The organism is Paenibacillus sp. HGH0039, assembly GCF_000411255.1.
Lineage (GTDB): Bacteria > Bacillota > Bacilli > Paenibacillales > NBRC-103111 > Paenibacillus_F.
The window spans coordinates 331,727-351,805 of the sequence record NZ_KE150413.1; the positions used below are offsets into that span (position 1 = coordinate 331,727).

General features: G+C 55.5%; 17 protein-coding genes. 10 read left to right on the forward strand and 7 right to left on the reverse strand.

The window, feature by feature from the left end:
- Window position 1: 1 nt before the first annotated feature.
- The 3 genes from HMPREF1207_RS15785 to HMPREF1207_RS15795 all read right to left on the reverse strand — a co-directional run bounded on the left by HMPREF1207_RS15785 (window position 2) and on the right by HMPREF1207_RS15795 (window position 3,025).
- Window positions 2–985 carry a M23 family metallopeptidase gene (locus HMPREF1207_RS15785; protein ID WP_009674689.1) on the reverse strand — a complete coding sequence of 328 codons (984 nt, stop codon included), beginning with the start codon at window positions 983–985 and terminating at the stop codon, window positions 2–4.
- A 248-nt stretch (window positions 986–1,233) separates the two neighbouring features.
- The gene (locus tag HMPREF1207_RS15790; RefSeq protein ID WP_009674686.1) at window positions 1,234–2,340 is read right to left on the reverse strand and encodes an MGDG synthase family glycosyltransferase; all 1,107 of its coding nucleotides are present in this window, start codon (window positions 2,338–2,340) and stop codon (window positions 1,234–1,236) included.
- Window positions 2,341–2,446: 106 nt separating this feature from the next.
- Window positions 2,447–3,025 (reverse strand): thymidine kinase, encoded by a 579-nt coding sequence (locus HMPREF1207_RS15795; RefSeq protein ID WP_009674701.1) that lies wholly within the window; start codon window positions 3,023–3,025, stop codon window positions 2,447–2,449.
- 347 nt (window positions 3,026–3,372) lie between these two features.
- On the opposite strand from HMPREF1207_RS15795, the gene HMPREF1207_RS15800 reads away from it, so the two are divergent.
- The 3 genes from HMPREF1207_RS15800 (at window position 3,373) to HMPREF1207_RS15810 (ending at window position 10,400) form a co-directional block, all read left to right on the forward strand.
- The gene (locus HMPREF1207_RS15800; protein WP_231392100.1) at window positions 3,373–3,900 is read left to right on the forward strand and encodes a YdcF family protein; all 528 of its coding nucleotides are present in this window, start codon (window positions 3,373–3,375) and stop codon (window positions 3,898–3,900) included.
- 382 nt (window positions 3,901–4,282) lie between these two features.
- Complete coding sequence (gene gltB / locus HMPREF1207_RS15805; protein ID WP_016423806.1) at window positions 4,283–8,872, forward strand: glutamate synthase large subunit; 4,590 nt, start codon at window positions 4,283–4,285, stop codon at window positions 8,870–8,872.
- Between the two features lie 43 nt (window positions 8,873–8,915).
- Window positions 8,916–10,400, forward strand: coding sequence for a glutamate synthase subunit beta (locus tag HMPREF1207_RS15810; protein WP_009675221.1), 1,485 nt, complete (start codon window positions 8,916–8,918; stop codon window positions 10,398–10,400).
- A gap of 39 nt (window positions 10,401–10,439) precedes the next feature.
- Here the strand turns inward: HMPREF1207_RS15810 and HMPREF1207_RS15815 are convergent, their stop codons facing one another.
- A complete protein-coding gene (locus HMPREF1207_RS15815) occupies window positions 10,440–11,186 on the reverse strand; it encodes an HAD family hydrolase (protein ID WP_009675230.1) in 747 nt (248 codons plus the stop codon).
- A gap of 203 nt (window positions 11,187–11,389) precedes the next feature.
- Here HMPREF1207_RS15815 and cls point away from each other — a divergent pair, with 203 nt between their 5' ends.
- The gene (cls, locus tag HMPREF1207_RS15820) at window positions 11,390–12,820 is read left to right on the forward strand and encodes a cardiolipin synthase (protein ID WP_009675205.1); all 1,431 of its coding nucleotides are present in this window, start codon (window positions 11,390–11,392) and stop codon (window positions 12,818–12,820) included.
- 79 nt (window positions 12,821–12,899) lie between these two features.
- Here cls and HMPREF1207_RS15825 read toward each other — a convergent pair whose 3' ends face one another.
- Together HMPREF1207_RS15825 and ligD are read right to left on the reverse strand one after the other, a co-directional pair.
- Window positions 12,900–13,307: a hypothetical protein gene (locus HMPREF1207_RS15825; RefSeq protein WP_009675187.1), complete on the reverse strand. Its 408-nt coding sequence runs from the start codon at window positions 13,305–13,307 to the stop codon at window positions 12,900–12,902.
- Between the two features lie 204 nt (window positions 13,308–13,511).
- On the reverse strand, window positions 13,512–14,405 hold the full coding sequence (ligD, locus tag HMPREF1207_RS15830; protein WP_009675209.1) for a non-homologous end-joining DNA ligase: 894 nt from the start codon (window positions 14,403–14,405) through the stop codon (window positions 13,512–13,514).
- A 183-nt stretch (window positions 14,406–14,588) separates the two neighbouring features.
- Between ligD and HMPREF1207_RS15835 the strand changes: the two genes are divergently transcribed.
- The gene (locus HMPREF1207_RS15835; protein WP_009675166.1) at window positions 14,589–15,536 is read left to right on the forward strand and encodes an ATP-dependent DNA ligase; all 948 of its coding nucleotides are present in this window, start codon (window positions 14,589–14,591) and stop codon (window positions 15,534–15,536) included.
- 84 nt (window positions 15,537–15,620) lie between these two features.
- On the opposite strand, the gene ku is transcribed toward HMPREF1207_RS15835, so the two are convergent.
- Window positions 15,621–16,487, reverse strand: coding sequence for a non-homologous end joining protein Ku (gene ku / locus HMPREF1207_RS15840; protein WP_009675216.1), 867 nt, complete (start codon window positions 16,485–16,487; stop codon window positions 15,621–15,623).
- A gap of 191 nt (window positions 16,488–16,678) precedes the next feature.
- Between ku and HMPREF1207_RS15845 the strand changes: the two genes are divergently transcribed.
- From HMPREF1207_RS15845 to rimI, 5 genes are all read left to right on the forward strand, one after another.
- Window positions 16,679–16,873, forward strand: a complete 195-nt coding sequence (locus tag HMPREF1207_RS15845; RefSeq protein WP_009675200.1) for a hypothetical protein — start codon at window positions 16,679–16,681, stop codon at window positions 16,871–16,873.
- A 164-nt stretch (window positions 16,874–17,037) separates the two neighbouring features.
- A complete protein-coding gene (thiL, locus tag HMPREF1207_RS15850) occupies window positions 17,038–18,069 on the forward strand; it encodes a thiamine-phosphate kinase (protein ID WP_009675198.1) in 1,032 nt (343 codons plus the stop codon).
- A gap of 15 nt (window positions 18,070–18,084) precedes the next feature.
- On the forward strand, window positions 18,085–18,558 hold the full coding sequence (gene tsaE / locus HMPREF1207_RS15855) for a tRNA (adenosine(37)-N6)-threonylcarbamoyltransferase complex ATPase subunit type 1 TsaE (RefSeq protein WP_009675175.1): 474 nt from the start codon (window positions 18,085–18,087) through the stop codon (window positions 18,556–18,558).
- Entirely contained in the window at window positions 18,555–19,562 is a 1,008-nt protein-coding gene (tsaB, locus tag HMPREF1207_RS15860; RefSeq protein WP_016423807.1) for a tRNA (adenosine(37)-N6)-threonylcarbamoyltransferase complex dimerization subunit type 1 TsaB, read from the forward strand. Before tsaE ends, tsaB begins: the two co-directional genes overlap by 4 nt.
- A 70-nt stretch (window positions 19,563–19,632) precedes the next feature.
- Window positions 19,633–20,076, forward strand: a complete 444-nt coding sequence (rimI, locus tag HMPREF1207_RS15865; protein ID WP_231392150.1) for a ribosomal protein S18-alanine N-acetyltransferase — start codon at window positions 19,633–19,635, stop codon at window positions 20,074–20,076.
- The last annotated feature ends 3 nt before the right edge of the window (window positions 20,077–20,079 follow it).

Genomic DNA, 20,079 nt, shown 5'->3' on the forward strand with positions numbered 1-20,079 from the left:
GTCAGTTATCATCCTTTCGATCGGAAATAAGGTAAGGAGAGGGGTTGATTTTCGTGCCGTTTTTGTGGACTTCGTAATGCAGATGAGTTCCCGTGCTTCGTCCGGTCGTTCCGACGCGTCCGATAATTTGGCCCTTGCGGACGGTGCTGCCCGCCTGTACCTCCATTTTGTTCAGATGGAGGTATTCGGTTTCGATGCCTCTCGTATGGTCGATGCGGATATGATTCCCGTGCTGGGAATCGTAACCGGCCGCAGTGACCGTGCCGTCGGCGGCGGCATAGACGGGATCGTTCAGCTCGCCGTCGATGTCGAGGCCGGTGTGCACATTGGGCTTCCCGGTGAAAGGATCCTGTCTCACCCCGAAAGCCGAGGTGACCGTGCGGGAATCCGACGGCCAGATGGTGGGGGTGATTCGTTTCAGCCGGCGTGCCTCCTGCAGCTTTCGCTCGCTCTCCGTCAGTTGGACAAGCAGACCGTCGATATCGCCGATCATTCCGGAGAGGCTGGACCGCGTTTGCGCCGCCAGCTCATTCATTTCGCGGGTACCGGCCGGCGCTTCCGTGCCGCCGACATCGGGGGCGAGCGAAGGCGGGGGAGCGGTGCCTTTTCCGGAAGAAGCCGCAGTACCCGGACTTATCTTATTCTCCAACTTGCGGATTTCCTCCAGCTTGCTTTTGAACTGCTCGGCCTGCTTCGATAAATCGATCAGTTCGATCTGCAGCTTTTCAAGCTCCGTATCTTTCAGCATCAACTGTTCGGTAAGCTGCTTTTCCTGACCGGTAAACGTTTCGGTAAGCTGCTCCGTTGTGCTCCGGTGGCTGGTGTTCTGGACGTAGATGGTCAGGGAGAAGCCGAGGATGACAAGGGCGGCGGCGGATGGAACGGCATACAGGCTGATGCGGGGGATCCTGAAACGGACGACCCGCTTGTCGGCGCCGGGAATGAACATAAGCGTCAGTTCTTTCTTGTCCTCTTTGGTCTTCATGCGATGAACCTTCCTTTCGCGCGAAACCGAACCCCTAACGAATTGTATTCAGGACTTTTGGCGTACATGCCGCATAAATTCGGACAAATAACGGGCAAAGAGACGGAAATGCCTGTTCTTACGCTAGAAACAGAACCTGAAAAAAAGGAAGATAAACGAAAAAAGAGCCTGACTTCTCCTTTTTGAAGGAGTGGTCATAGCTCTTCCATATGATGTGAGTATAGTGTGAATTCCAAGACAGAAGTACGTCAGCGCAGCATCTGCATGACACTTTTGGCGAACAGGCTGGACAGGCGTCGACTGCTGCCTTTACGGGTGTTTTTATTTTTATCGCGTCTATTTTCCATAAAGCGGGTAAAATAGCCGTCCAGCTCACTCAAAGAAGTCAATTCCTCCCCGTAGCCGTGCTCCGTGAAGTATTGGCAGTTCTCTTCCTCCTGGCCCGGAATCGGATTATAGAAGAGCATCGGCACGCCTTTGATCATGGCCTCCGTGCAGGTCATGCCGCCCGGCTTGGTGATCAGGAGGTCCGACACCTCCATGAGCTTGCCGATCTCCCGGGTGTATCCGAACAGATGAATGTTCGGATGCCGGTACAGCTCGCTCGACTGAAGCTGCTGGCGCGCCTTCTCGTTCGTGCCGAGGCAGAAGAGCAGCTGAACGCGGTCGCGCCACTGCACGATGCGCTTCAGCAGCTTCTCGTCGAGCAGCCCCCAGCCGCCGCCCATCAGCATCACGGTCGGCATATCCCGGAGTCCGAACTCCAGGTAAATCTCATCGACCGAGTACTGCTCGCTGATACTGGGGTGAACGGGCAGGCCCGTCACTTTGATTCTGCGGGAAGAGACGCCTTTCGCCACAAGTCTGCGTTTGACGTCGGGGGCCGAGACGAAATACCTGTCCACTTCATCGTTGATCCACGACCCGTGTGCATCATAGTCCGTCAACAGCGTGCAGAGCGGGATATTAAGCCCAAGCTTTTTTTTCAGGCGCGACACGATCAGGTTCGGAAAAGGATGGGTACAGATAATAATGTCCGGCCGCAGCTGTTCGATCACGGCTTCCGCCTTACGGTAGAAAATCCGGTGCAAGGCATGCTGCAAAAAACCGTTCAGCGGCTTTTTCGATTGGGAGCGGTAAAGCTTCCCGTATAGCTTCGGCTGGGAAACGACTGTTTTGCGATAAGCTGTAAAGATCCAAGGTGCTATCGTCGGATGAAGAAACGCACCGAGTTCCAGCACGCGGATGATCAGCCCGGGATTCGTCCTGCGCAGAGCGGACGCTAATGCGTGAGCCGCCTGGGTATGTCCGGATCCGAATCCCTCCGAAAGGAGCAGAATTCGTTTTTTTCTCAAGAAACCTCACCTTTCCTTAATCGACAAAATAGCCGGGAAGCGCGCGTGCAGGCTCTGAATTCTGGATGGAGGTCTGGCGCCGGATCGGGCATTCTGTGTTCGGCGGTCAGTGCTGTTCCGCCTCTCTTTTCTTATCTGTGTAGCATTTCCGGCAGACGGGAATGTAGCTCTCGTTGCCGCCGATCTGGATCTGCTCCCCGTGAAAAATAGGAACACCGTCCTTGCAGCGCATGTTCATCGTAGCTTTTTTATCGCAATACCAGCACACGGTTTTGATTTCCTCGATTTTATCGGCGATGGCGAACAAGCTGGCGCTGCCTTCGAAAAGCTGTCCCATAAAATCCGCCCGCAGCCCGTAGGCGATAACCGGTATATTAAGGTCGTCCGCGATTTCGGCAAGCTGCTCGATCTGTCCGGCATTAAGAAATTGAGCTTCGTCGATCAAAATGCAGTTCGGCCGCTCTTTAGCCGCCAGTTCTTTCATATTGACCCCGTCTTGAATGACGATGGCGCTCTTCTGCATGCCGATGCGGGAGGCAACGATACCGACTCCGCTCCGGTCATCCACCGAGGGGGTGAAGAGTAATACTTTCTTACCCTGTTCTTCGTAGTTGTGAACAGTGCGGAGCACTTCAATGGATTTGCCGCTGTTCATGGTTCCGTATCGGAAATATAATTTAGCCACAGGTGTCGTCCTCTCTGTTACCAATAACCATCAGGTATATGCTATCATAGCATGTTTTATGCGTCAGAAAAAAGGGCATGAATGGAAGCGGAATCCGATCGCTGGAGGAAAGTGGAAAAACCTGCCTTTTTCTGTAGCTAACTTCCTCACGGCACGTTATGATAGAAGAATCAAGATGAGGCCGCTCGGGACGGGCCTCCGTTCGGTGGAGCGGTACCGGAGGAGAGAGGCAGGATGAAGGCGGAATGAAGGCCGTACGGGAAGACAGACGGAAGAACAAACGGTGGAAACGACGGTTGTACGGATTCTTGTCCTGCATGGGAGTTATCCTATTATATATAGTAGGAATGAGCGGATGGATTCATTATGTGGGAGAGAATTCCCACGGAACCGAGAGCGATACGATCATTATTCTGGGCGCGGCCGTCTGGAACGGAAAGCCCAGCAACGCGATGAAAGAGCGGCTGGATATCGCGGTCGAGGCCTACCGGAGCGGGCTGGCCAAGAACATCATCGCAACGGGCGGAACGACGACAAGCGAACCGACGGAAGCCAGTGTGATGCGGAGCTACCTCGTCGGCAAAGGCATCCCGGAGTCGGCGGTCTTTCTGGAGGATGAGTCTACATCCACGATAGAGAATCTGGACAACAGCCGTAAGATCATGGAGAGGGAGAAGTGGGAGACGGCGATTATCGTAACGCACGGCTTTCATACGTACCGTTCCCTGCTTATGGCAAGGAGCCTAAACATGAACGTAACGGCTGAGCCGGTCCGGATCAAACCCGTGGCGATCTACTATTATACGCTGCGCGAATGCGCCGGAATTACATATTTTATGGGCGAACGCCTTTTGAAGACGATCGGAATCGGATAAATCTCCTTGTCCAAACACAAACATTTGAAGGGTAAGTCCATGTTAACTTTCGGATTTGAAAATATTGTAAACTAACATTAAATGGTAGATTTGTAGATTCGAAAAAAACGATATTTTTCCCCGGAATCTCTGAGTTTCAAGCCCTGTCCAGGGTTTCCCATTAAATTTTTTTTTCAACCCATAACCTTTTTTTAAATTGCACTCTAGAAAGTCTAATGTTAATATAATAGAAAAATATCGAGGCGAATCGCTAAAAGATTCGGTTTTTGGGCAAATACAGGCGAATTTGGCAAGTTACGCGCGTATTTCCGGAATTCACCCCTTTAATGCAGGCATGAAACGTTGCTCTACCCAAATAAACAAGAGGAAAGGTTGCACAATCATGAACAGAAACGCTTCCCCTTCCAAACAAGGTTTGTACGATCCGCGGTTCGAGCATGATGCCTGCGGCATTGGTTTTGTTGCGAATATGAAAGGCAGGCCTTCCCATGAAATCGTCGGGCAGGCGTTGAATGTGCTTTGCAATCTGGACCACCGGGGCGGCCAGGGCAGCGAAGCCAATACGGGTGACGGCGCCGGTATCCTGCTGCAGATTCCGCACGGATTTCTCAGCAAGGTTTGCGCCGAAGAAAACATATCTCTGCCGGAAGCCGGCACTTACGGCGTCGGCATGGCTTTCCTCCCGCAGGAGCTGGAAGCCAGACAGCAGTGCGAGCGCATCGCGGAGCGGATTATCAAGGAAGAAGGCCAGCAGTTCCTGGGCTGGAGAACGGTGCCTACCGACAATGCCACCCTCGGCGAATCGGCCAAAGCTTCCGAGCCTTTCGTGCGTCAGTTGTTTATCGCCCGCAGCGGAGATATTCAAGACGAACTGAACTTCGAACGCAAACTGTATGTCATCCGCAAGCGGATGGAGAATGAAACCCGCGCCCTGGATAACGCGCCGCTTTACTTCCCCAGCTTATCCAGCCGTACCATCGTATACAAAGGCATGCTCACTCCCGAGCAGGTAGACGCTTATTACACGGAATTGCAAGACCCGTCCTTCGAGACAGCTATGGCCCTCGTTCACTCCCGTTTCAGTACCAACACTTTTCCAAGCTGGGAACGCGCCCACCCTTACCGCTACGTCATCCACAACGGTGAAATCAATACCCTGCGGGGCAACGTTAACTGGATGCACGCCCGTCAAGCTATGATCCAAACGGATTTATTCGGTGAAAATTTCCAAAGTCTGCTCCCGATTGTCGATAACGACGGATCGGATTCTCAAATTCTAGATAACACGCTCGAATTCCTTACGCTTTCCGGACGTTCTTTGCCGCACGCGGCCATGATGATGGTTCCAGAGCCGTGGTCCAAGCACGAAACGATGGATCCGGCCAAACGCGCCTTTTACGAATACCACAGCACCCTGATGGAGCCTTGGGACGGTCCTGCCGCGATTTCGTTCACGGACGGCCGCATTATCGGCGCCCTGCTTGACCGCAACGGTCTTCGCCCGGCCCGTTATTATGTCACGCATGACGATCTCATCGTCCTCTCATCCGAAGTCGGCGTGCTCAGCATCGAACCGGAGCGCATTGCGCGCAAAGAACGTCTGCAGCCGGGACGCATGCTCGTCGTCGATACGGTGGCGGGACGTATTCTGACCGATGAAGAGATCAAAGGACAGATCATTAACGAGCAGCCTTACCAGGAATGGCTCAAGAAACATCTCGTTTCCATCGGGGAACTGCCGGAAGCCGCTTCCGAGCCGCAGCCGGATCACGATCTGCTCGTTCAGCGCCAGCAGGCATTCGGCTACACATTCGAGTATCTCCGCAAATTCCTGGAGCCAATGGCCAAAACCGGCGTCGATCCGATCGGTTCCATGGGCTATGACGCGCCTTTGGCTGTTCTGTCGGAACGCCCGCAGCTTCTTTACAGCTACTTCAAGCAGTTGTTCGCTCAAGTAACGAACCCGCCGATCGACTCCAACTTCGAGGAGATCGTCACGGCACAGGAAACGACGATCGGACCGGAGCGCAACCTGATCCGTCCGGAAGCGGAAAGCTGTCGTCAGGTCCGTATTCCGACTCCGGTTATCTCCAACGAGGAACTGGCGAAGCTGCGCCACATCAAGCGTGAAGGCTTTAAATCCGTCACGCTCAAGACTCTCTTCCAGGCATCGTCGGGAAGCCAAGGGCTTGAGCAGGCGATGGAGGAGCTCTATACGGCTGCCGATGAAGCGATTACAGACGGAGCTACTTTCCTAATCCTCTCCGATAGAGGCATGGACGGGGAACAGGCGGCTATTCCGGCCCTGCTGGCCGTTGCCGGACTGCATCATCATTTGATCCGTCAGGGAACAAGAACCAAAGCGAGCTTGGTCGTCGAGTCCGGGGAACCGCGCGAAGTGCATCATTTTGCTCTGCTGCTTGGCTATGGAGCGGGCGCGATCAACCCGTATCTCGCTTTCGAGACGCTTAAAGATATGATCGGCAACGGTCAAATTAGAGACATCACGGAAGAGAAAGCTTCCTATAACTACATCAAGGCATCAACCAAAGGGGTTGTCAAAGTCCTGGCGAAAATGGGGATTTCGACCATCCAGAGCTACCGGGGCGCGCAGATTTTCGAAGCGGTCGGCCTCAGTCAGGAATTCGTGGACCGTTACTTCACCTGGACCTACACGCCTGTCGAAGGCATCGGCCTCGACGGAGTGGCACAAGAGACGCTGCAGCGCCATCAGCGGGCGTATTCTCCGCGCGACGGACGCGACCGCGTTCTGGATGCCGGCGGCGAACTGCAATGGCGTCAGGACGGCGAGGATCACGTGTTCACGCCGGAGACGATCCACTCGCTGCAGACCGCGGTGCGGAACAATGATTATTCCATGTACAAGAAATTCGCCGAGCTCATCAATCGTGAGTCCAAGAAAGCGGCTTCGCTGCGCGGCCTGTTGAAGCTGAAATCGGACCGCTCGCCGGTTCCGGTGTCGGAAGTCGAGCCGATCGAAGCGATCTTCAAGCGGTTTAAGACCGGCGCCATGTCTTTCGGTTCCATCAGCAAGGAAGCGCACGAAGCGCTTGCCATCGCCATGAACCGTATCGGCGGCCGCAGCAACACCGGCGAAGGCGGGGAGCATCCGAACCGCTTCACGCCGGATGAGAACGGCGATCTGCGCAGAAGCTCCATCAAGCAGGTAGCTTCCGGCCGGTTCGGCGTAACGAGCAATTACCTCGTCAATGCCGACGAGATTCAGATCAAGATGGCCCAAGGCGCCAAGCCGGGAGAAGGCGGGCAACTGCCGGGCAAGAAAGTATATCCTTGGGTAGCGGAAGTGCGCGGTACGACGGCGGGCGTCGGCCTGATCTCCCCGCCTCCGCACCATGACATCTATTCCATCGAGGATCTGGCGGAACTGATCCACGATCTCAAGAATGCGAACCCTCAGGCCCGCATCAGCGTGAAGCTCGTCTCCGAAGTCGGTGTCGGCACGATCGCGGCCGGCGTGGCCAAGGGCAAGGCGGACGTTATCCTGATCAGCGGCTACGACGGCGGTACGGGCGCTTCGCCGCAGACGAGTATCCGCCACGCGGGACTTCCTTGGGAGCTGGGCCTCGCCGAAGCTCACCAGACGCTCATCCTGAACAACCTGAGAAGCCGCGTTGTGCTGGAATCCGACGGCAAAATGATGACCGGCCGCGACGTGATCGTCGCAGCGCTGCTGGGAGCCGAGGAATACGGCTTCTCCACGGCTCCGCTCATCTCGCTGGGCTGCATCATGATGCGGGTGTGTCACCTTGACACATGTCCGGTCGGCGTGGCGACGCAGAATCCGGAGCTTCGCAAGCATTTCATGGGCGAGCCGGAGCATGTCGTGAACTTCATGCACTTCATCGCTCAAGATGTTCGCGAAACGATGGCGGAGCTCGGCTTCCGCACGCTGGAAGAGATGATCGGCCGCACCGAATTCCTGGCCCAGGAAGAAGAAGCGGGGCACTGGAAGCTCGAAGGCCTCGATCTGAGCCCGCTGCTTCACCAGCCGGAGATGCCGGAAGAGGTCGGCCGCTACAACCAGATGCAGCAGGATCACGGGCTGGAGAAATCGCTCGACATGCGTGAGATTCTTCCGCTCTGCAAACCTGCGCTGGAGTACCAGGATCACGTCCGCATCGAATTGCCGATCAACAACACAAACCGGGTTGTCGGCACGATTCTCGGCAGCGAAGTGACCCGCCGTTACGGCGCGAAAGGGCTCCCGCACGACACGATCCGCCTGCATTTCACCGGCTCCGCCGGTCAAAGCTTCGGCGCATTCGTGCCGAAGGGCGTGACGCTGTCGCTGGAAGGCGATGCCAACGATTACGTCGGCAAGGGATTATCCGGCGGTAAAGTCGTCATCTTCCCGCCGAGCGAATCGACGTTCGTGCCGGAAGACAACATCGTCATCGGCAACGTGGGCTTCTACGGAGCTACCGACGGGGAAGCGTATATCCGCGGTATCGCGGGCGAACGCTTCGCTGTCCGCAACTCCGGCGTGCGCGTCGTTGTCGAAGGCGTGGGCGACCACGGCTGCGAGTACATGACGGGCGGACGCGTCGTCATCCTCGGCAAGACCGGCCGCAACTTCGCGGCGGGCATGTCCGGCGGCGTAGCTTACGTCCTCGACGAGGACGGTACGATGGCCAGCCGCTGCAACACCGAGATGGTGTCGCTGGAGCAGGTGGAAGAAAGCTATGAAATCAACGAACTGAAGCTGATGATTCAGCATCATGCAACCTTTACCGACAGCTCGATCGCACACCGCGTGCTGGGCCGTTGGGATGAATATATCTGGAAATTCGTGAAAGTCATTCCGAAGGATTATAAACGGATGTTCGATGCTATCGAGCGGATGAAGAGATCCGGACTGAGCCAGCAGGATGCCGTTATGAAGGCGTTCGAGGAAAACACGCGCGATCTGGCCCGTGTCGGCGGCAACTAATTCATAACGAGCAGGACAGATTCTATACGATGGAGGAAGCGCAATGGGAAAACCTACCGGATTTATTGAGTTTCAACGCGAGCTGCCCACCGAGCGCGCCCCTCTGCAGCGGATTCAGGACTGGAAGGAATTTTACAATAAAAATTCCGAAGAGAAACTGCAGGTTCAGGGAGCACGCTGTATGGACTGCGGCATTCCGTATTGTCATACAGGCAAAATTATTGCCGGATCAACGACTGGTTGTCCGGTAAACAATCTCATTCCGGAATGGAATGACCTCGTCTACCGCGGTCAATGGCGCGAAGCCCTTGACCGGCTTCACAAGACGAACAACTTCCCGGAATTCACCGGCCGGGTCTGTCCCGCTCCATGCGAAGGCTCTTGTACGGTGGGGCTGATCGATTCTCCGGTTACAATCAAGGACATCGAAAAAACGATCGTTGACCGCGGTTTCGAAGAAGGCTGGATCGTACCGGAACCGCCGAAAACGCGTACGGGCAAGAAAGTCGCCGTCATCGGCTCCGGTCCGACCGGACTTGCGGCGGCGGCACAGCTCAACAAAGCGGGTCACACCGTGACCGTTTACGAGCGTGACGACCGGATCGGCGGGCTGCTGACCTACGGCATCCCGAACATGAAGCTCGAGAAGCATCTCGTGCAGCGCCGGGTTGACCTGCTGGCGGCGGAAGGCGTTAACTTCGTTACAAATGCGGAAATCGGCAAAAATGTGCCGGTCGATCAGTTGAAGGACGAGTTCGATGCCGTCATTCTGGCTATCGGCGCCACACGTCCGCGTGAACTGGACATTAAAGGGCGCGAGCTTAAAGGGATCTACCCGGCGATGGAGTTCTTGCACAAGAATACCAAGAGCCTGCTCGATTCCAACCTGGCCGACGGCGAGTATATCAACGCCGAAGGCAAAGACGTCATCGTCATCGGCGGCGGCGATACCGGTACCGACTGCGTGGCGACCGCTGTGCGCCACAAAGCGAAAAGCGTCGTGCAGTTCCAATACCGCGAGAAGCCGCCGGAAACCCGTGCGGTGAGCAACCCTTGGCCGGAATGGCCGAAGGTTTACAAGCTGGAGTATGGTCACGAGGAAGCGAAAGCTGTCCACGGCAAAGATCCGCGTGAGTACCTGACGCTGAGCGAAAACTTTGTCGGCGACGAGAACGGCAACTTGACGGGGCTTAAAACCGTCAAAGTCCGCTGGAGAAGCGACGACCAAGGCCGTCTTGTGCCTGAGGAAGTGGAAGGCAGCGAGAAGGTTTATCCGGCTCAGCTGGTCTTCCTGGCCATGGGATTTGCGGGTCCCGAGCAGAATCTGCTCGACCAGCTTGGCATTGAAAGAGACGTGCGTTCGAACGCGAAAGCGCAGTACGGCAAGTACAAGACGAACGTGGAAGGCATCTTCGCCGCCGGTGACGTACGCCGCGGACAGAGCCTGGTCGTCTGGGCCATTAACGAAGGACGGGAAGCGGCACGCGAAGTGGACCGTTTCCTGATGGGCAGTTCGAACCTTCCGTAAGGTAAATAAAAAAGGAGCCGAATGGCTCCTTTTTTGCGTTTACAGGCTAACGGCCTGTTTGCCGCTGTAGTCGGATATGACCTGCGGAACTTCCGTCAGGGAAGGCAGCGTGAAGAAGGCGCCTTTCGGCGTAGCGGTAATATCGACGATGTTGTACTTCCACTCCAGCTGAGCCGGAATATGGATCGCATTGATTCCCGCCTCGATGGCCGGGAGGACGTCGGTCCGTACGGAGTTGCCGATCATCCAGGTGCGGGCGCGCTCGAACTGCTGGGTATGGATAAGAGTTTCCATAAATTCGCGGGTTTTGTGCAGCGCGACGAAAATCCGTTCGCCGAAGTAGCGGTGAAGCCCGGCTTCCTGGATTTTACGCATCTGGATCGTTGCGTCGCCGCCCGTGTACAGGTACAGCTCATGCCCCTGGTCCGTCAGGGACTGAAGAGTCGTGTCCATCATCGGATACGGTTCAATCGAATGTTCGTAGACGCTGTTGCCGAGCTGATAAAGCCATTTTTCCTCTTCTTTCCGAGGAGTTCTGTCATAAAAATCGGAATAAAAATGATACGTTTCGATAAACGACTGCGGAAAACGCTCCGCTTTGAAACCGTGGATTTCCACACCCGCCAAATCTATTTCAAGCTGTTTGTGTTTAATGTCTTCATCCGTAAGACGGTGACCCGCGAACCAGGTCAGCATCGTATCCACGAACTGCTGAATCACGACATTAAAATATTTGTTGCAGTGAATGAGGGTGTCATCCAGATCGAACAAAATGGTTTGTCTCATGTGCTTTCTCTCCTGGTCTCTGTAGATAGGTTTAACGATTATTATACCATGTCCGGTGTAGATAACCCAGCTTTACAAGACAACGTGATCGGCTTATGTTTATAGGATCCGAATAGTGGATTAAAAGTACGTAAAACCTAAAGATACGGCAATCCCGGCCGGCAAGGGCCGGCCATGGAGTAGAGAAGGGGGAGAACCGGCCGATGCTGTGGCTTGTCATTGCGCTGCTGTTATTTATTTTTCAAATCGTCACGATCGTTGTGGTGGAATTCCGAAACCCGACCAAGACGGTCGCCTGGCTTATGATATTGTTTATCCTGCCGGTCATCGGATTTATTATGTACTATTTTCTGGCCAAAGAATACTCGCAGCGGCGCCACGTGAAGCGTAAAAACCGGCGGGTGCTCGGTGAAATGCAGCGGGAAATGCGCCGCGAGCTGGAGAACACGAAAAAAGGCCGGGATTATCCCGTCCCCAGCATTGTCAAAGAACCGCGTCTGTTCGGCCTGCTGAGCAACATTCCCAGCTCGCCGATCACCCGTAACAACGAGGTGGAAGTGCTGACCAACGCCGAGGCGGCTTATGAGGCTATGTTCGAGGCGATGGAGAATGCGAAGCACCATATTCATTTCGAATTTTATATCGTTCGGCACGACGACACCGGTAAAAAGTTTCAGGAACTGCTTATCCGGAAAGCGCGCGAAGGCGTTAAAGTCCGCGTCATTTATGACGGAATCGGCAGTTACAAGCTTGCCTCTTCTTACATACGCGAATTGATCGAAGCCGGAATAGATACCTACTGTTTCCTTCCGGCCTTTATCGCTTTTTTCGATAAGCGGATGAACTACCGCAATCACCGCAAAATTATTGTGGTAGACGGGACGGTCGGTTTCGTAGGCGGCATCAACATAGGAGACGAATACCTCGGGAAGCATCCGGTTCTCGGGTTTTGGAGAGATACCCACCTGAAGCTGGTAGGGGATTCCGTGTACTATTTGCAGAGTACGTTCCTGTCCGATTGGGAATTCGTATGCCGGCAGAAGCTGGTGGACACGAACTTTTTCCCTGAGCACACGTGTGAGGGCCACAAACCCGTCCAAATCGTGGCGAGCGGACCCGACGCCCATTGGGACTCCATTTTAGAATCCTATTTCGGGGGCATTACGACGGCAAAGAAGCGGATCTATATTACGACCCCGTACTTTATCCCCGACGCGAGTCTGATCATGGGGCTCAAAACGGCAGCCATAAGCGGCGTCGATGTGAAAATCATTTTTCCGCAAATTCCCGATTCCTGGATCGTCCACTACGCTTCGCTGTCCTATATTCATGAGCTCATGCAGACGGGGGTGAGGTTCTATCAGTACCAGCCCGGATTCGTGCATGCGAAGGTCACCATCATCGACGATTTGTTCGCTACCGTGGGGACGGCCAATATGGACATGCGCAGCTTCTACAGCAACTTCGAGCTGAACGCCATCCTGTACGACAAAGAATCGATCGAGCGGCTGGAGCATGATTTCCTGGAGGATCTGAAAAACAGCAAGCGGATCATCCTGTCGGAGTTCGAAAAACGCTCCCGCTTCCAGCGCGGCAAAGAAGTGCTGGGAAGATTGCTGTCGCCTTTGTTTTAAGAGGCAAGGCAAATGTAAAAAAGCCCTGTTTCGCTTGAAAAAGTGAAGCGGGGCTTTTTGGTGCATCAATCCGGAAACATCAAGATAAGAGCTTTGGGGACCGTTTGAAAAACAGAATCAGGAGGAGGTTGGGAGTCAGGCCCGCAAAAGCGATCAGATCCAAGAAAATCAGGGGAAGGGGAATTGGCGTCATTTCCATGAGAACAAGAACCGCAGCCGCCGCCATATAAATCAGAGTGGCAAAATAGGAATAGAAATAAGCTTTAGACCGGATCGCCTTCATCCGTTCATCCGGTTGTTTAAGGAATGGAGATAAAAAAATGTCGCATGACATGTTCATTAGAATGCATCCAACGAAGATTAGGGTGGGCCAGAAGGTAGGCTGACCGGCATCCAGCAGCGGAACCATTTTAAACAAAATGAACAGCAGAACCAGCAAACCGAGCAGCATTAGCTTTCTGCCCTTTAATACCTCTTTAAAGTTCATGGCAGCCATCGCCTCCAGATAAAAGTTTATAAATCAATAAAGCGTCCTATTCGACATCCATAATTGTCATTTAATGTATGTTGTTATTTTACCCCATATATGCAGTCATTGGAAAAGAAATTTTAGAATTTTACAGAATTCATGCTAAAAAGATCTCCCACTGAAAAGTGAAAGATCTTACTGGGGGCCAAGCGGCCCGCCATGTTACTCCAGATGAGACAAAACAGCATCGAGGTTCTGAGGAGGCACTTTCTCGATCAGATCGCCCATCTTTTTGATCCGTTCCACGATGACGTGCAGCGTAAAGTCCCTCGGATCGCAGCGACGCTCGACTTCCTCCCAAAGCAGCGGGGTGGAGACGGTTCCGTGGATTTTGGCCCTCGGCGTGTAGGGAGCGGAAAGCGTTTTGCCGCACCAGTGCTGCAGGTAGTCGAAGTAAATGAGATCGCCGCGATTCTTTTTCAGGCGCTCAATCGTAAACAGCTTCGGATATTTTTTGACGACGAAGGAGCCGATAAAATAGCCGATTTTGCGAAGCTGCTCGAAGGTGTACCCGTGCTGGATGGGCACGTAAATTTGTACGCCGGTCGCTCCGGACGTTTTGGGCACGGACCGGATATGAAGGGAATCGAGCACCTCTCCGATCAGGTGAGCCGCTTCCATAATCCGCGGTTCGACTTCCAGGCTGGGGTCGATATCAATGAGCCACTCGGCCGGCAGTGTCTCTCCGATGCGGTGGAACGAGGGATGAAACTCCAGGCAGGCCAGGTTACCGAGCCAGATCAGCGTCGGAAGCGAATCCAGATTGACATACCGGATGCCGTCCAGCGGAGCGAGATTCACGAAATCCGGAACGGGCTCCGGGGTATTTTTCTGGTAAAACGATTTGTCGTGAATGCCGTGAGGAAAACGGATCGTCGTCAAATGCCGGTCCCGGCAGTAGCGCAGCAAATAGGGGGACAGCTCAATCAGCTTCTGGAGGAAATCAAGCTTCGTAATTCCCGCCTCAGGCCAGAGAGGCTTCTCGGGGTTGGTAATGGTCAGTTCCTGCCCTTCGACCATGATCGTGCCTTGCGTTTTTTTGTACCCTGTGGGCATCCTGTGCACTCCTTCCGGACGTACAAGCATTTATCCCCATTGTGGACGAAAAAGAGGCGGGCTATTCTTTGCGGCAGCGGCGTCTTTCCGGAGGAGGTCAAAGAACAAGGCCCTAAGCGGGATTCCGCGTGGAGCTTTTGGCAATAATGGAACATAAAAAGTACCGGAAGCGAGGCACCTTACATGAATCTACCGCGGGTTGTTCCATTCGAGCCGGTTTCCACGGATCAGGCGCCTTCGGGCGGGGAATGGATTGCCCAGTTCAAATGGGACGGGGTCCGTGTGCTAACCTACTATGACGGAACGGGCGTGCAGCTGTTTAACCGGAAGCTCAACGAAAGAACGCTCCAGTACCCGGAATATCAGGTCGTCACGGATTATTGCCAAGCGAGGAGCGTCATCCTGGACGGGGAAATCATCGCGCTGGAAAACGGGAAGCCTTCCTTTCATCAAGTCATGAAAAGGGACGGCCTGCGAAGCGGCAAATCCCTGGCGGGCTCGGTGCAGAAAGTTCCGGTCGTCTACATGCTGTTTGACATTTTGTATTGTAACGACGAATGGGTCATCGACAAGCCGCTTTCGGAAAGGCAGGCGCTTCTTGAAGAACTGATCATCCCGGATGACCGGGTCCAAATCGTCCAAAGCTTTACGCAGACGGAAGAACTGTTCGGCATTGCCCAGGCGCACGGTCTGGAAGGAGTCGTGTACAAGGATTTGGGAAGCACTTACGCGCTCAAAGGCAAAGATCACCGCTGGCGCAAGCATAAAAACTACCTGGACGTGAATGCGGTAATCGGGGGCGTGACTTATCGCTCGGGAGTTGTGAATGCGATTCTGCTCGGTCTGTACAACGAAGAGGGGCAGCTTGTGTATATCGGACACGCAGGGACAGGCAAGCTGAGCCGCCAGGATTGGATCGACCTGACGGCTTTAACGAAGCCGCTTATCGTGCCGGAGAGGCCGTTTATCAACGAACCGGAACGGAGCAGGGAGGCCGCCTGGCTGCAGCCGCGGCTTACCGTTAAGATCCGGTTCATGGAATGGACCCGGTATCTGACCCTGAGGCAGCCGAGTATCCAGGCTTTTCTATCCGTCGTGCCTGAGGAATGTACGTTCCTGCGGGAAAAGTGAAGACAGTCTGAAAACAGCCCGAAAAAAACGAGCCCCCGATGCCGGCGGCTCGTTTCTGCTGTCGTTCTCTTGAGGAAGGCTTCTTCAGGATACCGTTTCCTTTGCCTTTTCCTTCGGCTTGCGCGGTTTGGCCGCGGCTTTGGGCTTCGCTTTGGCCTTGGCGTCCGACTTGTCCGCCGCGACGGGCTTGACGGCTTCAAGGCTCGCTTGCAGCGCGGACATCAGGTCGATCACGTTGGTGCGCTTCTGCTCCGGAGCGACCTGGACCTCTTCGCCGGCTACTTTCTGCTGGATCGCTTCCATCAGCGCTGTCCGGTAATCGTCCTGGTATTTCTCCGGCTCGAACGGCGTGGACAACTGTTCGATCAGCATTTTGGCCATCGTAAGCTCTTTGTCGTTCACGTTCGAGGCTTCCGGAAGATTGGGAACCTGGCTAATCGCGCGAATCTCGTCGGGGTAGAAAATCGTTTCCAGAGCGATGCAGTTATCGATAACCCGGACGGCGGCCAGACTGCTTTTGGAACGGATGGAAATGGTGGCGATCCCGATTTTACCGGTCTGCTTGATGGATTCCAGCAGCAGGTTATAGGCGTTGGCACCCGTATCTCCGGGGGAGAGGTAGTACGTCTTCTGAAAATAAATAGGATCGATGTCGGTCAAGTTGACAAAATCCAAGATTTTAATCTCTTTAGTCGCTTCACCGGAGATTTTCTCCAGTTCTTCTTTCTCAAAAAGAACGAAGCGGCCGGGTTCGTATTCGTAGCCCTTCGTAATTTCTCCCCACTCCACTTCCGTGTCGCAGGTGGTGCATTTTCTTACGTAAGAAAGCGGAGTGGTGCAGCGTTTATGAATGTAACGCATGGAGATGTCTTTCTCTTCCGTAGCCGAGAACATTTTGACGGGAACGTGTACCAGACCGAAGCTGATAGCGCCTTTCCAGACCGTATGCATGAGGGGAAACCTCCTAAGGGCGCCCGCGTAACGGGCTTATTTTATTGATCCGCATGGGACCGGCCGCTCAGTGACCAAACTTCTTTTTAGCATCAGTATGTCCAAAAAATTCGCCGGATATGAATGCTTTAGGGCGATTTGTGTCACGCTAACCGGAGCCAGGTTTACTCCGGAGAGTGGAGGTGAATGAAATGGGAGACGACAAGCAGCAAAAAGAAGCCAAAGACGGCAACCATCAGGGCCGGGACGACTATTACATGGACATCGACCGGATGATCAATGAAGGGCTCGGCGGCGGCCAGGTTACGGTTCATAACGGTCTGATCGAGGAATCCACCACGGATACGATGGGATATCCCGAATCCGCAAGGGATGAGGAAGGGTGAGGACGGCGCCTGCATGGAGGAAAGCACATGCAGGCGCTTTTTTTTGCTGGGCGGGAAAGGAGCCGGAAGAGCGCCCGCGCCTTGCGGGGGCACGCATATCCGGTTGCTAGAGGGAGGATAGAGGGCTATAATAGGAGGCAAACCAAACCGGAGGAGCGGCATCTATGCAGCATGACGAATTCGGCCTGATCCGCCTGCTGACGGGGGACAGACAACAGGCGGACGGAATGCGTTCGCAAGGAGTGGTAGTCGGCATCGGAGACGATGCGGCCGTTACCGCTTTGTCTCCCGGCATGCAGCTTGTCGCCTCTTGCGACACGATGACCGAAGGGATTCATTTCCTGCCTGTGACGATGCGGGACGAGGACATCGGATTCAAGGCGATGGCTTCGAATATCAGCGACATGGCCGCGATGGGCGCGAAGGCGCGTTATGCGCTTGTCGCGCTATCTTTACCGAAGGATGCCGACACGGAACAGATCCGGCGCATTTACGCCGGATTGTATGAGTGCGCGGACTTGTTCGATGTGGCCGTCATCGGCGGCGACACGACGTCCACGCGCGGCGGAATCGTGCTGACCGTCACGATTCTGGGCGAAGTCCCCGCTGGCCGGGCTCTGCTGCGCAGCGGCGCGAAGCCGGGCGACGCCGTCTTCGTGACGGGGCCGCTCGGCGGCTCGGCCGCGGGGCTGAGCTACCTCCTGCACCGCGGCACGGACGCGGCGCTTTGGGGCGAGCTGCCCGCAGAGGCCGCGGAGCTCGTCCGCGCCCACACCCGGCCTCTGCCGCAGGCTGCGGCCGGGGAGCTGCTTCAGCGCACGGGCTTGTGCCGGGCGCTGAACGACATCAGCGACGGGCTCGCGAGCGAAGCCGGCGAAATCGCCGAGGCTTCGGGAGTCGGGCTCCTCATCGCGGAGGAGAAGCTGCCGCTGGCGGAGGGGCTTCGCGCCTGCGCGGAGAAGCTGGCCGCCGACCCGCTGGAGTGGGTGCTGTACGGCGGCGAGGACTACCAGCTTCTGGGCACGGCCGCAGAAGCGGATTTGGCAGCCCTGCGCGAGGCGTTCGCGGGCGAGGGGCTGCCCTTGCACGTCATCGGACGTGTGACGGCCGCGGATGAAGGGGTGCGGCTGCAGCGCCCGGACGGGACCGTGCAGCCGCTGCCGAAGCGGGGCTACAATCACTTTGCTGCGAAATGAGAGGAAGCGACGGAGATGGCTTACCAATATAAAGCCGCAGACGAACGGGACACGGAAGCATTGGCGGCCCAGCTTGCAATGCTTGCGGGTCCCGGCGCCGTAATCGCGCTGGACGGCGATCTTGGCGCGGGCAAAACGCGTTTTTCGCAGGCGGTGGCTAAATCGATTGGGGTGCAGGGCGTTGTCAACTCCCCGACTTTTACGCTGATTAAAGAATACGAGGGACGAGAGTTCCCTCTCTATCATATGGATGTTTACCGGATTTCTTTGGAAGAAGCCGAGGATTTGGGGCTGGACGAATATTTTTACGGGGAAGGTCTGACTTTGATTGAATGGGCCAGTCTGGTGGAGGAGCTTTTGCCGCCGAACCGGCTTGAAATTTATATCGAGCACAGCGGGGGAGACGAGCGGGTGTTCCGCTTGAATCCGTCCGGACAGCCTTACGAGAGCTGGTGCGCAAATTTGAAAGAGAACGGATGGTTGGTATGAGCAGCGGGAACGGAAATAGTACGCAGGAGCGGGAAAAGGTGAAGGTCTCTCCGCTTGCCGGGGATAGTGAAGGCCGTGAAAGCAGCCGGTCCGGATTCGACGGAAACGGGTATGTGCTTGCACTGGATACGTCCACGGCTTCGCTAGCCGTTGCCCTGCTTCAGGGCGGCCGCGTAGTCGCCGAAAAGCACACGATCGTGGAACGCAATCATTCGATTCACCTCATGCCTCATTTGCAGGAGCTGCTTGCTTCCCGCGGCATCCGGCCGAACGATCTTACCGCGGTCGTGGCGGGCCAGGGGCCGGGTTCCTATACCGGCGTACGGATTGCGGTTACCGTTGCGAAAACCTTCGCCTGGTCCCTCGGCATTCCGGCGGCGGCCGTCTCCAGTCTGGAGGCGCTGGCGCTGGGCGGGCGAACGGCTTTGCTCGCCGATGAGGGCGGGGGCGGTACGGACGGTGCCGTGCGCTGGTTCGTGCCCCTGATGAATGCCCGGCGGGGGCAGGCATTTACCGCGGTTTATGCATCGGCAGGGAATGAACCGGCCGATGAGCTTTTGGGCGCGGAAGACATCAGCGGCGCGTCGTCGTCGGATAACACCGGCAGCAGATGGGCCCGGCTTCAGCCGGACGGCATCCGCCTTGTGGCGGATTTTACGCGGCACATTGGGGACGATATGGCGGGAGCGGAAGCCGCCGGAACGACCGGGGGGCAATCCGCGGGCGACGGCGGAACTGTTGTCGTGCCTTCCGGATTTGCAAAACCCCAGGAGATCGTTTTCGTCGGCGAGACTTCCTTTTTCGAAGAAACGATCGGTCAGGCCGCGGCAGAGCTAAGCATCCCTGTGCGTGTCCTCCCTTACGATTTGACGGCGGCCGAAGTGGGTCTGCTTGGCTTGCCCCGGTTAAAACGCGGGGAAACGATCGACAAGTATACGTTCGTTCCGAACTATACGCAGCTTACGGAAGCTGAAGTGAATCTGATGGCTAAGGCCAAATCCTGACGGAAAGGGGAGGGGCTCTTTGGACGAACGAAGATGGGAGCAGCCTGTTTCAACCCCGATTTTCCGTGTGATGAGGCTGGACGACATCCCCCACATTTGCGAAATCGAACAGGAAGCCTTTACGACACCCTGGTCGGCGGGAGCTTTTCACAACGAGCTGACGAGCAATCATTTTGCCCATTATACGGTAATGATGGTAGACGGGGTTATTGCGGGGTACGGGGGCATGTGGCTCATTATGGATGAGGCCCATGTAACCAACATCGCGATATCCGGCCGGTTCCGCGGCCGCAAGCTGGGCGTTTCGCTCGTCCACCAGCTGCAATCCAAGGCAAGATCGCTGGGGGCGGTCCGCATGACCCTGGAGGTCCGCGCGTCGAATTACGTGGCTCAGCGCCTCTACGACAAAATGGGCTTCCGGTACGTCGGCGTCCGCAAAGGCTATTACACCGATAATAACGAAGACGCGATCATTATGTGGGCGGATTTGCCCGACACGAATCAACCCGCCTAAAGC